12 protein-coding genes and 2 tRNA genes are annotated in these 13131 nt (G+C 59.4%); 6 read left to right on the top strand and 8 right to left on the bottom strand.

Annotated elements, in window-relative coordinates; genetic code table 11:
* Positions 1-89: 89 nt before the first annotated feature.
* A complete protein-coding gene (locus AB4O01_RS12225; protein ID WP_460091910.1) occupies positions 90-2324 on the bottom strand; it encodes a DNA internalization-related competence protein ComEC/Rec2 in 2235 nt (744 codons plus the stop codon).
* Positions 2325-2460: 136 nt separating this feature from the next.
* Between AB4O01_RS12225 and AB4O01_RS12230 the strand changes: the two genes are divergently transcribed.
* Positions 2461-2979, top strand: coding sequence for a DUF2062 domain-containing protein (locus tag AB4O01_RS12230; protein WP_095048627.1), 519 nt, complete (start codon positions 2461-2463; stop codon positions 2977-2979).
* A 147-nt stretch (positions 2980-3126) separates the two neighbouring features.
* Here AB4O01_RS12230 and AB4O01_RS12235 read toward each other — a convergent pair whose 3' ends face one another.
* The 4 genes from AB4O01_RS12235 to AB4O01_RS12250 form a co-directional block, all read right to left on the bottom strand.
* Complete coding sequence (locus tag AB4O01_RS12235; RefSeq protein WP_008087860.1) at positions 3127-3906, bottom strand: ABC transporter permease; 780 nt, start codon at positions 3904-3906, stop codon at positions 3127-3129.
* Positions 3903-4835 (bottom strand): ABC transporter ATP-binding protein, encoded by a 933-nt coding sequence (locus AB4O01_RS12240; RefSeq protein ID WP_093435472.1) that lies wholly within the window; start codon positions 4833-4835, stop codon positions 3903-3905. Before AB4O01_RS12240 ends, AB4O01_RS12235 begins: the two co-directional genes overlap by 4 nt.
* A gap of 133 nt (positions 4836-4968) precedes the next feature.
* Complete coding sequence (locus tag AB4O01_RS12245; protein ID WP_093435475.1) at positions 4969-5592, bottom strand: glutathione S-transferase family protein; 624 nt, start codon at positions 5590-5592, stop codon at positions 4969-4971.
* Positions 5593-5635: 43 nt separating this feature from the next.
* Positions 5636-6295, bottom strand: a complete 660-nt coding sequence (locus AB4O01_RS12250; protein WP_093435478.1) for a transglutaminase-like domain-containing protein — start codon at positions 6293-6295, stop codon at positions 5636-5638.
* Between the two features lie 248 nt (positions 6296-6543).
* Here AB4O01_RS12250 and AB4O01_RS12255 point away from each other — a divergent pair, with 248 nt between their 5' ends.
* Together AB4O01_RS12255 and AB4O01_RS12260 are read left to right on the top strand one after the other, a co-directional pair.
* Entirely contained in the window at positions 6544-8991 is a 2448-nt protein-coding gene (locus tag AB4O01_RS12255; protein ID WP_460091914.1) for an acyl-CoA dehydrogenase, read from the top strand.
* A gap of 74 nt (positions 8992-9065) precedes the next feature.
* Positions 9066-9473 (top strand): PA2817 family protein, encoded by a 408-nt coding sequence (locus AB4O01_RS12260; RefSeq protein ID WP_460091917.1) that lies wholly within the window; start codon positions 9066-9068, stop codon positions 9471-9473.
* A 108-nt stretch (positions 9474-9581) separates the two neighbouring features.
* On the opposite strand, the gene AB4O01_RS12265 is transcribed toward AB4O01_RS12260, so the two are convergent.
* A complete protein-coding gene (locus AB4O01_RS12265) occupies positions 9582-10580 on the bottom strand; it encodes a LysR family transcriptional regulator (RefSeq protein ID WP_093435485.1) in 999 nt (332 codons plus the stop codon).
* A gap of 90 nt (positions 10581-10670) precedes the next feature.
* Between AB4O01_RS12265 and AB4O01_RS12270 the strand changes: the two genes are divergently transcribed.
* The 3 genes from AB4O01_RS12270 to AB4O01_RS12280 all read left to right on the top strand — a co-directional run bounded on the left by AB4O01_RS12270 (position 10671) and on the right by AB4O01_RS12280 (position 12795).
* Positions 10671-11297, top strand: a complete 627-nt coding sequence (locus AB4O01_RS12270) for an alanyl-tRNA editing protein (RefSeq protein WP_093435488.1) — start codon at positions 10671-10673, stop codon at positions 11295-11297.
* Positions 11298-11384: 87 nt separating this feature from the next.
* Positions 11385-12155 carry a 2OG-Fe(II) oxygenase gene (locus AB4O01_RS12275; RefSeq protein ID WP_093435492.1) on the top strand — a complete coding sequence of 257 codons (771 nt, stop codon included), beginning with the start codon at positions 11385-11387 and terminating at the stop codon, positions 12153-12155.
* Position 12156: 1 nt separating this feature from the next.
* Positions 12157-12795: a LysE family translocator gene (locus AB4O01_RS12280; protein ID WP_095048634.1), complete on the top strand. Its 639-nt coding sequence runs from the start codon at positions 12157-12159 to the stop codon at positions 12793-12795.
* Between the two features lie 127 nt (positions 12796-12922).
* Here the strand turns inward: AB4O01_RS12280 and AB4O01_RS12285 are convergent.
* Positions 12923-12998 (bottom strand) — tRNA-Gly (locus tag AB4O01_RS12285).
* Positions 12999-13000: 2 nt separating this feature from the next.
* Positions 13001-13076 (bottom strand) — tRNA-Glu (locus AB4O01_RS12290).
* Positions 13077-13131: the final 55 nt, after the last annotated feature.

Raw genomic sequence — 13131 nt, forward strand, 5'->3', positions numbered from 1 at the left:
CTCGAAAAAGTGCGCCACTTTACCATACCGATCCACGATTAAGACCCGCCACCCCGACGACCGTGCCGCCCCATTTACCTACGTCCCGATCAGCGGGCCAGTGCGGGCGGATCACGCCAGAAACGCCGCTGATGACGCATCGTGCGTGGTGCCCGGAAGGTGCCCAGTTGCAGATGAATGGCGCCCTGCTCGGCGCTGTCGTAAATATTCAGGCCCAGTTTGCGATAACGCGCCAGCACGGTCGGGTGTGGATGGCCAAATGAGTTGCCATGACCTCGAGAGATCAGCACGGACTCGGGTTTCAAGACGTTGAGCAGCGCCATTGACGATGAACTGCGGCTGCCATGATGGGGCGATTGCAGCCATTGCGTCGGCACGGCCAGTGGACCGTCGAGCAGCACGCGCTCGGCATGGCTGTCGATGTCGCCGGTCAACAGCAGGCGCTCGCCATTGGCCTCGATCTGCAATACACAGGAACGCTGATTGCTGTCGTCAGCGTCCGCCCACTGCCAGAGTTGAAAACGCACGCCGTCCCATTGCCATTGCTGGCCACTTGCACAGGCTTCGGCGTTCAATTGCGCGGGCAGCCCCGCCGGGTCACCGCTGACTACCTGATCGACGGTCAAACCCCGGCTGATCGCCAAAGCGCCGCCGGCGTGATCGGCGTCGGCATGGCTGAGCAGCATCAAATCGAGTTTTTCCACGCTGAGTTTGCGCAATGAAGGCAGCACCACACGCTCGCCGAGGTCGAACTCACCAAAGCGCGGCCCCGCATCGTAGAGCAACGCGTGATGGCGGGTCCGGATCAGGATGGCCAAGCCTTGGCCGACATCGAGCTGCCAGATATCGGCCAATCCTTCATCTATCTGATCGCGTGGCGGCACGACCAGCAGCAACAACAACGGCCAGCCCAGTGGACGCAGCGGCACGCCGCGCGGCAACAGTAATAACCCGGCGCCGAGGCTGCCAATGGCCCAGACCCAAGCGGGTATCGAGGGTGCGATCCACGCCGGCCAATGCCCGGCAATCGTCGCCAGCGCGTGAAACAACCCATCGATCAAACCGCCGGCCAGCCACAGCAGGCCGGCGCCGACAAAAGGAACAGGCAGCAACACGGTTCCAAGCAGCGCCGGCGGTAACACCGCAAGACTGACCCAAGGCACCGCAAGCAAATTGGCCAGCGGCCCGCTGAGGCTGATCGGCAGGTTCAGCGCCAGCAACACCGGACATAAGCCGATCGCGATCAACCACTGCGCCCGCGTCCAGGTCTGCCACCAGCGCCACGCGCCCAAGCGGCCGCCAAAGGTAAAGATCAGCACCGCCACCGCCGCAAACGAGAGCCACAGACCCGGACGCAAACTGGCGAGCGGGTCCAGCAACAGCACAGCGTTGAACGCCAGCAACAACGGCCACCCTGCGCCAAGATGACGAAAACGCAGGCGCCACAACAGCACCAGTCCGACCATCACGCAGGCGCGCTGCACTGGCACGTCGAACCCGGCAAGCAGGCCATAACCGAGTGCTGCCGCGAACCCCAGACCACAGGCCCACGGCAGCCACGGCCAGCGCAGCGGCCACAGGCCATATCGCGCCATGCCGGCGACCAGCCCATACATCAGCGCCGCCAGCAATCCGATGTGCTGACCGGAAATCACCAGCAAGTGCACGGTGCCGGTGTCCTGCAGAGTCTGCCAGTCCTCACGACTGAGCCCCGAGCCGTCACCCAGCACCAACGCCGCCAATGCGCCGTTTCGCCCCTGCGCATCCACGCTCAGCAAACGCTGGCGAATACTGTCACGCCAGGCCCAACGCGCTTCGCTCAAGCGCTGGCCGTCCTTGATCGTGCCGGTGGCGCCAATACGTTGCGCCAGCAGCCAGGCCTCGTAGTCAAAGGCCTCGGGATTGCGCAATCCACCGGGACGCTTGAGCTTGACCGCCAAACGCCAACGCTCGCCGCTGTTGACCGGCGGCCCGGCGTACCAGGCAAGCCGCATCAGCGATGGCAGTTTTTCATGACGCGAGTGCGCCTCGGCCAATTCGAAGCGCACCACGCCGTCGCTGTTCTGCGGCAAACCGACGACCCACCCTTCAACCCACCGGGTTTCGCCATCCAGCCCGGCCGGCAAACGATCATTCAACGCCCATTGCGCACCGACGCTGGCCCACGTGAAGCCAAACAGCAAAAACGCCAGCGGATAGCTGCGGAACGGCAGCAGCATCAAAGCCACGACCGGCAACAACAGCATCAACCAGACCGGCGGTAATGCCGGCATAAAAACCGCGACCAGCAGACCGACTGCGAGCGCCATCATACCTGTGCGCATAAGCCCGTCCTTGAGAGTCCCGCACTTAGGCATAGCGGTTGTCGGTTACACGCGTCGTCAACAATTGTCACAAAGTCTGAATGGGCGCTTCGTAGAATCCAGACATACTTGCCGCCTTAACCGACCGAGAAGCCTTATGCCCCGGCGCTTATTCAAACGTTATATGCCCGACCCGACGAGCATCAGGGAACACAAATCCTTACGCTTTCTCGGCAAGTTGCTGCATGACCCGAACCTCTGGCACCTCAATCGTCACTCGGTCGCCCGGGCGATGGCGGTTGGCCTGTTCGCCGCGTTCCTGCCGATCCCGGCGCAGATGCTGGTGGCCGCCGCCCTCGCCGTCACGGTGCGCGGCAACATGCCGATTGCGGTCAGCCTGGTCTGGCTGACCAATCCGATCACCATGCCGGCGGTGTTCTTCTGCACCTATCAGGCCGGGGCGTTTTTGATGGATGTGCCCGCCCGACATCTACCGGACGAGCTGACCTGGGAGTGGATCAGCGGCGAGTTGTCGACGTTGTGGCAGCCGTTTCTGCTCGGCTCGGTGGTAGTCGGACTGGTACTCGGCGCCCTCGCCTACTGCATTGTGATGATGTATTGGCGCTGGTGGGTGGCGCGGCAATGGGCGCGGCGCAAGAAGAGTCGCATGCGCTGAACGCAAAACGGCCTCCGCAATGGGAGGCCGTTCTGATTTGTGGCGTCTGCATTCGCGAGCAAGCTCGCTCCCACAGAAGATCTTCAGCACAACATAGATCCAATGTGGGAGCGAGCCTGCTCGCGAAGAAGTCGACGCGGTTCTGGATCAGGTACGCATCCCGCGCCCACTCACCAGCAACCGCGCACATCCGAGATACAGCACAACGGTCGCCACCAGCATGAAGGTGATCGCAATGCCGATCTTGATATCCGACACACCCAGAATGCCGTAACGGAAGGCGTTGACCATGTGCAGCACCGGGTTGGCCAACGACACGGTCTGCCAGAACGGCGGCAGCAAGGTGATCGAGTAAAACACCCCACCCAGGTACGTCAGCGGTGTCAGCACAAAGGTCGGGATGATAGAAATATCATCGAAGTTGCGCGCGAACACCGCGTTGATGAAGCCCAGCAGCGAGAAAATCGTCGCCGTCAGTACCACCACCAAAATGGTCACGCCGAGGTGATGTACCTGCAAATGGGTGAAGAACAGCGACAGAATGGTCACGATCACGCCAACCATCAGACCACGCAACACGCCGCCAATGGTGAAACCGATCAGAATCGTGTGCGGCGACACCGGCGACACCATCAGCTCTTCGATGGAACGCTGGAACTTGCTGCCGAAGAAACTCGAGACCACGTTGCCGTAGGAGTTGGTGATCACCGACATCATGATCAGCCCCGGCACGATGTACTCCATGTAAGTGAAGCCACCCATGTCGCCGATCTGCCGACCGATCAGGTTACCGAAGATCACGAAATACAGAACCATGGTGATCGCTGGCGGCAGCAGCGTCTGCGGCCAGATCCGCGTGAAGCGTTTGACCTCGCGGTAAACAATGGTCTGCAGGGCGACGAGGTTGGGACGGAATTCGGAACTCATACCGCCACCTTCGACAGATTCTTCTCCACCAGGGACACGAACAGCTCCTCGAGGCGATTGGTTTTGTTACGCAGGCTCAGCACTTCGATGTTCTGCTGCGCCAACTGGGTGAACAACGCCGTGATGCCCATGGATTTGTCGACCTGAACTTCCAGGGTGTGGCTGTCGATCAATCGCGCCGGATAACCGAGCAATTGCGGCGCGGCGTTCAAGTCGTTTTTCAGGTCCAGCAGGAAGGTCTCCACGTGCAACTGGCCCAGCAACTGTTTCATGCTGGTGTTCTCGACGATGGTGCCGTGGTCGATGATGCCGATGTTGCGGCACAACTGCTCAGCCTCTTCCAGATAGTGCGTGGTGAGGATGATGGTGATGCCTTTCTGGTTCAGTTCGGTGAGGAACGTCCACATTGATCGACGCAGCTCAATGTCGACGCCTGCGGTCGGTTCATCGAGGATCAGCAGACGCGGTTCGTGCACCAGCGCTCGGGCGATCATCAAACGCCGCTTCATGCCCCCGGACAGCGAACGCGACGGCACATCGCGCTTGTCCCACAGGCCCAGTTGGGTGAGGTACTGCTCGGCGCGTTCCTTGGCGATCTTCGCCGGAATGCCGTAGTAACCGGCCTGGGTCACGACGATGTCGAAGGTCTTTTCGAACTGATTGAAGTTGAATTCCTGGGGCACCACGCCAATCGAGCGCTTGAGCTGCGCAGGATTTTTGTCCAGGTCATGGCCGAAGATATTCACCGTGCCGCTGGTCTTGTTCACCAGGGTCGAGAGAATGCCGATGGTCGTGGATTTGCCGGCACCGTTAGGGCCGAGCAAGGCGAAAAAATCACCTTCGGCGACGTCCAGATCGATACCACTCAAGGCCTGGAACCCGTTGCCGTAGGTTTTGGTTAGCTGCCGGATGGACAGAGCGGAACTCATATCGGATTTACGCACCAAGAAGGGAAGAAAGGGATAAATAAGGGCGGGCGGCGAGGGAAACAACCGCAGCACCAGAGCGCAATGGTGCTTGCCGCCGCCGCACAAGTACAGTCAAGTGTGTCGATAGTAAGTATTAAGTCAACGCGGTCATAACCGCTTTCTGGTAAGCCGGACGCTGCTTCAAGCGCTCATACCAGGCTTGCAGATGCGCTTGTGGTGCGCGTTCGATGGGCATCTCGAACCAGGCATAAATGAAACTGCCGAGCGGGATATCGCCCATGCCGATGTCTTGTCCAGAGAGATATGGCTGACTGGCCAAGGCATGATCGGCCATGCTCAGCAACTCATTGCATTCCTTGATCGCGGCGTTGATCGCAGCCCAGTCCTGCTTGTCCGCCGGCGTGCGCAAGACGCCCCAGAACACCGTGCGGAAGGGACCGGCAAAACTTGAAGTGGTCCAGTCCATCCATTTGTCAGCGATGGCTCGCGCTTGCGGATCCGCCGGATACCAGTGACTGTCGGGCGCATGTCTGGCCAGCAGATAGCGGACGATGGCGTTGGACTCCCACAGCACGAAACCGTCGTCCTCGATCACTGGCACCCGACCGTTCGGGTTCATCGCCCGGTACTCGGGAGTGTCGACTACTCCAAATGCGCCGCCGGCATCGATTGCCTCGTAGGCTAGGCCAAGCTCTTCAGCCGCCCACAATGGCTTCCTGACATTCGATGAGTTTTTCCGTCCCCAGATCTTCAGCATGACCGCCTCTTTTCAAATGAGTGGGCAGGCAGCATACGCCGGATCAGGTACGGCTCAAATCACTCTGCATATCGCCCAGCCGTTGCGGCTGCTGATCAGTGAACAGATGCGGATAGCACTTTTGCAAATGTTCGAAGAAGAACGTTTCCGGGACATCGGCGAATTGGCCGTGATCGACCAGATACTCCATGAGCTGCGCGCCGTCGCGATTGAACGGGTGGAAAACGCTGTCATTGATACCGTCGAACTCCAGCGGCGCAACGTTGAACAATTCGCATAGCTTCTGATTGAACGCCGGTGTGGCTTTGACCCAGCGTCCATTGAGGAACAGTTCGGTGTACCCGTGCATGGCGAACATGTCGCTTTTCAGCAACTCAAGCAGACGTGGCGTCGATAAGTGATTTTTTACGTCGGCCAGACCGATACGCGCCGGGATCCCGCAATGCCGCGCACAACCGGCAAGCAGCGTGGCTTTGGGCACGCAATAACTCTCCCCCGTCGTCAGCGCATAGCTGCCACGCAAGGTCTGCGGATCGCGACTGAAGGTGTAGGGGTTGTAGCGCACCGCCTCACGCACCGCGTAATAAAGATTGATCGCCCGCTCGAGCGGATCGCGGCTGGCACCCCGATGTTGTTCGGCGAACTCCACCACTGCCGGGTGGTCACTATCGATGAAGCGGCCGGGACTCAGATACTCGCGCATGACGACAATCTCCTGGGTGAGCCCCGAGTCTAGCGACAGCGTCAGCACAGAGATAACGACGTTTCGGCCAAACTTGGACGCAAAGACGCGGGATCAGCGAACGATTTCCCACACGTGTTGCCCACCGAACCTACGAAAACCATCCGGGGTTTCCCACGATTTCAATCACCTTGGTCTGACCACCCGGTTTTACAGATGCCGTCTAAGCTCTGGAGGGTCGATTTGCCTTGGTTCACGGAGGACTGAATATGCTGTTGTTGTGGATACTGGTTTTGATCGTTGGTGTGGCGTATCTCGCCCACCGGCGTATTTCACCTCTGCCTGCGTTGGGCATCGTGGCAGTCTACCTGCTGGCGATGGGTATTTTCAGTCATGCGCCGGGCTGGTTGTTGCTGGTGTTCTGGGTGCTGCTGGCGGTGGTCGCTGCCCCGCTGCTGCTGCCCGACCTGCGTCGCAAGCATTTCACTGCGCCGTTGTTCAACTGGTTCCAGAAAACCCTGCCACCCATGTCGCAGACCGAACGCGACGCAATCGACGCCGGCACCGTGTGGTGGGACGGTGAGCTGTTCAGCGGCCGCCCGGACTGGGACAAGCTGCTGGCCTATCCCAAGGCGCAATTGAGTGAGGAAGAACAGGCGTTCATTGACGGCCCGACCGAGGAACTCTGCGCGATGGTCACTGACTGGCAGATCGGCCAGTCGATGGACCTGCCACCCGAAGCCTGGGCGCATATCAAGGAACACGGTTTCTTCGCCCTGATCATCCCGAAAGAATTTGGCGGCAAAGGCTTCTCGGCTTACGCCCACTCGCAGGTGGCGATGAAACTCGCTACCCGTAGCGGTGACCTCGCCTCCACCGTGATGGTGCCGAACTCCCTCGGCCCGGCCGAACTGCTGCTGCATTACGGCACCGACGAACAACGCAATCACTACCTGCCACGGCTGGCTCGGGGCGATGACATCCCGTGCTTCGCCCTCACCGGTCCGCTCGCCGGGTCCGATGCCGGTGCGATGCCCGACACCGGGATCATCTGCAAAGGCCAATGGGAAGGTCAGGAAGTCATCGGCCTGCGCCTGAACTGGGAAAAACGCTACATCACCCTCGGTCCTGTCGCGACCCTCCTCGGCCTGGCTTTCAAGGCCTACGACCCGGAGCATCTGCTGGGCGACAAGGAGGACCTTGGCATCAGCCTCGCGTTGATTCCGACCGATACCGCTGGGGTGGAAATCGGTCGTCGTCACCTGCCACTCGGCGCGGCGTTCATGAACGGCCCGAACTCGGGCAAAGACGTGTTTATTCCGCTGGACTTCCTCATCGGCGGTCAGGAGATGCTCGGCAAGGGCTGGATGATGCTGATGAACTGCCTGTCGGTCGGCCGTTCGATCTCGTTGCCGGCAGTCGGCACTGGCGCGGCCAAATTCACCAGCCTGGTCACCGGCCAGTACGCGCAGATTCGTGAGCAATTCAATGTACCGCTGTCGGCTTTCGAAGGTATTCAGGAAGCCATGGCGCGCATCGGCGGCAACGCCTGGATGATGGACGCGGCGCGGATGCTCACTGCCAACGCAGTGGACCTGGGCGAGAAACCGTCGGTGCTCTCGGCGATTCTCAAGTATCACCTCACCGAACGCGGCCGCGAGTGCATCAGCCACGCCATGGATGTGCATGGTGGCAAGGCGATCATCATGGGCCCGAACAACTACCTCGGGCGTAGCTGGAACGGCGCGCCGATCTTCATCACCGTGGAAGGTGCAAACATCCTGTCGCGCAACCTGATGATCTTCGGTCAGGGCGCGATTCGTTGCCATCCATTCGTGCTGAAGGAGATGGCCCTTGCCGGTCGTGAGGACAAGGATCAGGCGCTGAAAGAGTTCGATGGTTTGCTGCTCAAACACATCGGTTTCACCGTAAGCAATGCGGCCAGTACGCTGGTGTTGAACCTCGGTTTCGGCCACTTCGAACACGCGCCGGGCGACAAGATCAGCCAAGGCTACTTCCGCGCACTGAACCGTCAGGCAGCGGCGTTCGCCATGCTCGCCGACTTCAGCATGATGCTGCTGGGCGGCGAACTGAAACGTCGCGAGCGTCTGTCGGCACGTCTGGGTGATGTGTTGAGCAACCTGTATCTGGCCTCCGCCGCGCTCAAGCGTTATCACGATCTGGATTCGCCAGCGTACATGGAGCCACTGTTCCGTTGGGCGATGGAAGAAAGCCTCGGCCAATCGGAACGGGCGCTGGATGAATTGCTGCGCAACTTCCCGAACAAGGTATTCGGTTGCCTGCTGCGAGCCATCGTGTTCCCGTTCGGTCGTCGTCACAAAGGCCCGTCGGACAAACTCGGTGCCGAAGTGGCAGGCGTGATTGGTCGCGCCAAAGGTGATCCGGCGCTGGAAGAACTGCTTGCCGGTTGCTATCGCCCGCAGTCGGCAGACGATGCCGTCGGCGCGCTGCAACACGCCAGTGATTTACTGAATGCCGCGCAGCCACTGCACAAAAAACTGCACACGTCGCTGAAAAGCGGTCAGGTCAAACCGGTAGCGGGCGAACACGCCATCGATGCGGCGCTGGAGGCCGGGGTGTTGCAACCGGGAGAAGCACAGAGCCTGCGCGATGCCGAAGCCGCACGACGCAAGGTGATCGACGTCGATGACTTCGACAAAGAGGAACTGAAACTGGCAGAGGGCAAAGTCCGCTGATCCTGACAGGCATGTCCAAGAGGGCGCGGGAGCTTTATACTCCCGCGCCCGTTTTGCTCTTGAGGACTTATCTCGTGTCCAACGTCGTTGCCGATCATCTTGTTTTGCTCGACCACCTGCGCAGTATCCTGGTCGCCGTAGGTGAGGCCGATCAGGTTCCCGAAGAAAGCCATGCCTTGTTCCTGGAGCGCTTCGACGAACTGCTGGCATCGCTGCCAATCGATCCGATCGAAAGCCAGTACCTGGGCCAGGACATCCTGACTCAAGTGATTAGCCGTTATCCACAAATCGCCCACCTGATCCCGCGCGATCTGTTGTGGTTCTTCGCCGGCGACTGCCTGCATTACTTGTCCGATGAAGAGATCGACCTGTATCAGTCACTGGAAGAACGTCGCTACGAAGCCGAACAGAACGATGAACCGTTCGACTGGAACCAGGAAAAACAACTGCTGGCGATGTCCGCTCAGGACAGCAAGCACTGATATAACAGTGGGTTGAAGATCAAAAGATCGCAGCCTTCGGCAGCTCCCACAGTGGACTCACGCAATCCTCTGTAGGAGCTGCCGAAGGCTGCGATCTTTTGCTTTGCGCTACAACAACCCTTCACTTTCGGGCAATTCATACGCCATCGCCGCGTTGCTTTCCCCCACTGATTTGCCCGGCTTGCTCAAGGTCGGCTCTTTCTGCAGGCACTCCACCAGATAGTCGATGAACACCCGCAACTTGGGTGGCAGATAGCGCGTCGGCGAATGCAGCAGCCACAGTCCGCCGTGATAGGACGCGAGGAACGTCCAGTCCGGCAACACCTGCACCACCAACTTTTGCTCAAGCGCGTAACGGGCGGTGAAATACGGCAGGCTGCCGATGCCGATGTGCTGCAACACCGCGCCCAGCCGCACACCGGTGTGATTGGCGGCATACCTACCGCGGACACCTACCGTCACCGCCTTACTGCCCTTCTTGAATTTCCAGCGCGCATCACTCGGGGTTTCCCCCAGATAAATACAACTGTGATTGAGCAGATCATGCGGGTGAGTCGGTACGCCGTGCTCGGCCAGGTACTGCGGCGTGGCACAGAGCAAATGGTCGATGGTCAGTAACTGCCGGCCAACCAGCCCGGCCGGTGGTCGATCGGTGATGCGAATGGCCAGATCGACATGGTCGTCGATCAAATCGACCTGGCGATCCTCCAGCAACAACTCGACATCGACCTTGGGATAACGCCGCAGGAACTCGGGCATGTGCGGATGAATCACGAAGCGCCCCACCGCTTTCGGCACGCTGACGCGCACCAGTCCTTCCGCTTCATGGGTGAACTGGCCGCTGATTTCCATCACCGACTTGGCCGCGCTGACCATCTCCTGGCAGCGTTTGAACACCTCTTCGCCACCGTCACTCAAGCGCAGTTTGCGTGTAGTGCGCTGCAGCAGGCGCGTGGCCAAGGCTTTTTCCAGACGCGAAATACTACGACTCACCGCTGACGGCGATGAACCCAACTGCCGAGCCGCTTCAGAGAAGCTACCGGTCTCGACGACCTTGACGAAAATCGCCATTTCACCAAGCAGCGGTAGCGGCAGATTGATGCTCACAGCGCACAAGTCCTTTGATGTTTGAACGGATTATCACGTTATTGCACGATTCATATAATAAAAAAAGAAACTTTAATAAGGGCATGGAATATGACGCTTCGCCTCTTTTTCCATAGTGATGACCTCAAGGCCAATGTGGAAGTCCTCGACTGCACGCCCCAAGAGAACGAATTCGCCGTGGTCTTGCGCGCCACGCTGTTTCACCCGCAGGGCGGTGGTCAGCCGTGTGATACCGGCTGGATCGGCGAAAGCCAGGTACTGCGTGTAGTGCAGGAGCCGGACCGGATCATTCATTTTGTCGACCGGCCGGTGGAACTGGGCATGACCTGCATCCGCATCGACGAACAGCGCCGCCACTTCAATACGCGCATGCATTCGGCCGGGCACCTGATCGGGCATTTCGTCCAGGCGCTGGGCTGGATGCCGATCAAAGCCCATCACTGGCCGGATGAAGGCCGAGTGCAATTCAAACCCGGCGACACCGCGCAGGAAGTCGATGCAGAGACCGTTCAACACGGGATCGACCAGTGGATCGAACACGACCTGCCCCGCCTGACCTCGCTACGCGAAGGTGCGCGGGAAATCGGTTTTGGTGAACTGCCCGCCTATGGCTGCGGTGGCACCCACGTACGCAGCCTGAAGGATCTGGGCACAGTCACGATCGCGTCCCTTTCGCAGAAGAAAGGCACGTTGTCCGTCCACTACAACGTGGATTGAGCATTTCGGGCGCTGCTTCACGCAGCGTCCGACGCCGGGGAACCGCATTCGCAGGTTCCGTTGACTATCGATAGATGGACCTAAAAAATGATGCTAGACGTCGAGCGTCTCGATGAGACGTGCATAAAAAAACTGGCCAACGAAGAAGTCCTCGCCATCCGCGTCAAAGGCTTTTTGCCTGAGCCGCTGGCCATTCAGATTGGCGACAAGATTCTCGCTCCAGGCTTCGAGGGTTACATCAACGCACCGAGTATCGGCCGCATCGGCATGGCATTTTACGAGGCGGAAAACCAGCCGCTGCTGATTGAGGACTACTTCGAACGCGCCACCAGCAACATCGCTGAACTGCGCAATCGCTGCGCGCCCTACTCCTCACCGATCGACACCTTGCGCTGCATGCTCGACGAATCCTGGCCGGCCGGCGCGCACCTGGAAAACCTCTACGGCCGGAAAATGTATGTCGGCCTTTCGCGCGTGGTGAAACCCGGCGTGTGCTTCCTCGCCCATCACGACATCTTCGCCAAGGATGCTCCGGACAGCTTCCAGGCCCGCAGTCTGGAAGCGCAGTTCGCCTGCAACGTCTACCTGAACATGCCGACCGAGGGCGGTGCGTTGCAGATATGGGACGACGACATCACCCCGGATCAATTCGACGAGATGCGTGGCGACAGTTATGGCATTGAACCAGCGCTGCTCGGCCCACCTGCGCTCGAAGTCCGACCGCAACCCGGTGATTTCATCATGTTCAACTCGCGGCGCATGCACTCGGTGACTCCGGGCGTGGCCGATCCGCGTTTGAGCCTTTCCTTTTTTGTCGGCTATCGCGGCAATGCTTCACCCCTGACCTATTGGAGCTGAGATGTATTCGAATTATCTGGGCGAGTTTCTGGCGCTGGCAACCATTCACTTTCTGGCTGTGGTTGCTCCCGGCCCGGACTTCGCAGTCACCATTCGCCAAAGCGTACGGTTCGGCCGATTGGTAGGGATCTGCACGGCGCTGGGTATCGGCGCGGGGATTTCCGTGCACGTGCTCTACACGTTGTTGGGTGTCGGGGCATTGATGCACACCACCCCGTGGCTGCTGACTGTCGCCAAGGTGATTGGCGGTGCCTACATCCTGTATCTGGGCGTCAGCCTGCTGCGCAGCAAACCCAAATCGGCCGTTGAAGGTGAAAAAGCTGCGGACGAGCCCGTGGTCGAACAAACGCTGTTCAAAGCTTTCAGCACCGGTTTTCTGACCAATGCAACCAACCCCAAGGCCACGCTGTTTTTCCTGGCCATCTTCACCACGATCATCAGCGCCAGCACGCCCCTGCAGATCCAGGCCTTTTACGGGCTGTGGATGTGCTTTGTGAATGCATTGTGGTTTGTCGTGGTCGCGCTGTTCTTCTCAAGCAATCGGGTTCGCCTGCTGTTCATGCGCATGGGCCATTGGTTCGAGCGCACCATGGGCGTGGTGCTTATTCTGTTTGCTGGCCGACTGATGCTGTCCTGGTAAGCAGATGCAAAACGCAAAAAGGCCCGCCGAATCGCTTCGGCGGGCCTTTTTCTTTATGACAGATGACACAACCACAAATCGCGCGCATACAAAAACGCCGCTCTGTTGAGCGGCGTTTTTGTGAATATGGAGCGGGAAACGAGACTCGAACTCGCGACCCCGACCTTGGCAAGGTCGTGCTCTACCAACTGAGCTATTCCCGCAATGGCGTCCCCTAGGGGACTCGAACCCCTGTTACCGCCGTGAAAGGGCGGTGTCCTAGGCCACTAGACGAAGGGGACACAGGCTACAACTTTCACTAATAAAAACGCCGCTCACTGAGCGGCGTTTTTAGAA

This window comes from Pseudomonas sp. S2_E02 (assembly GCF_054668355.1).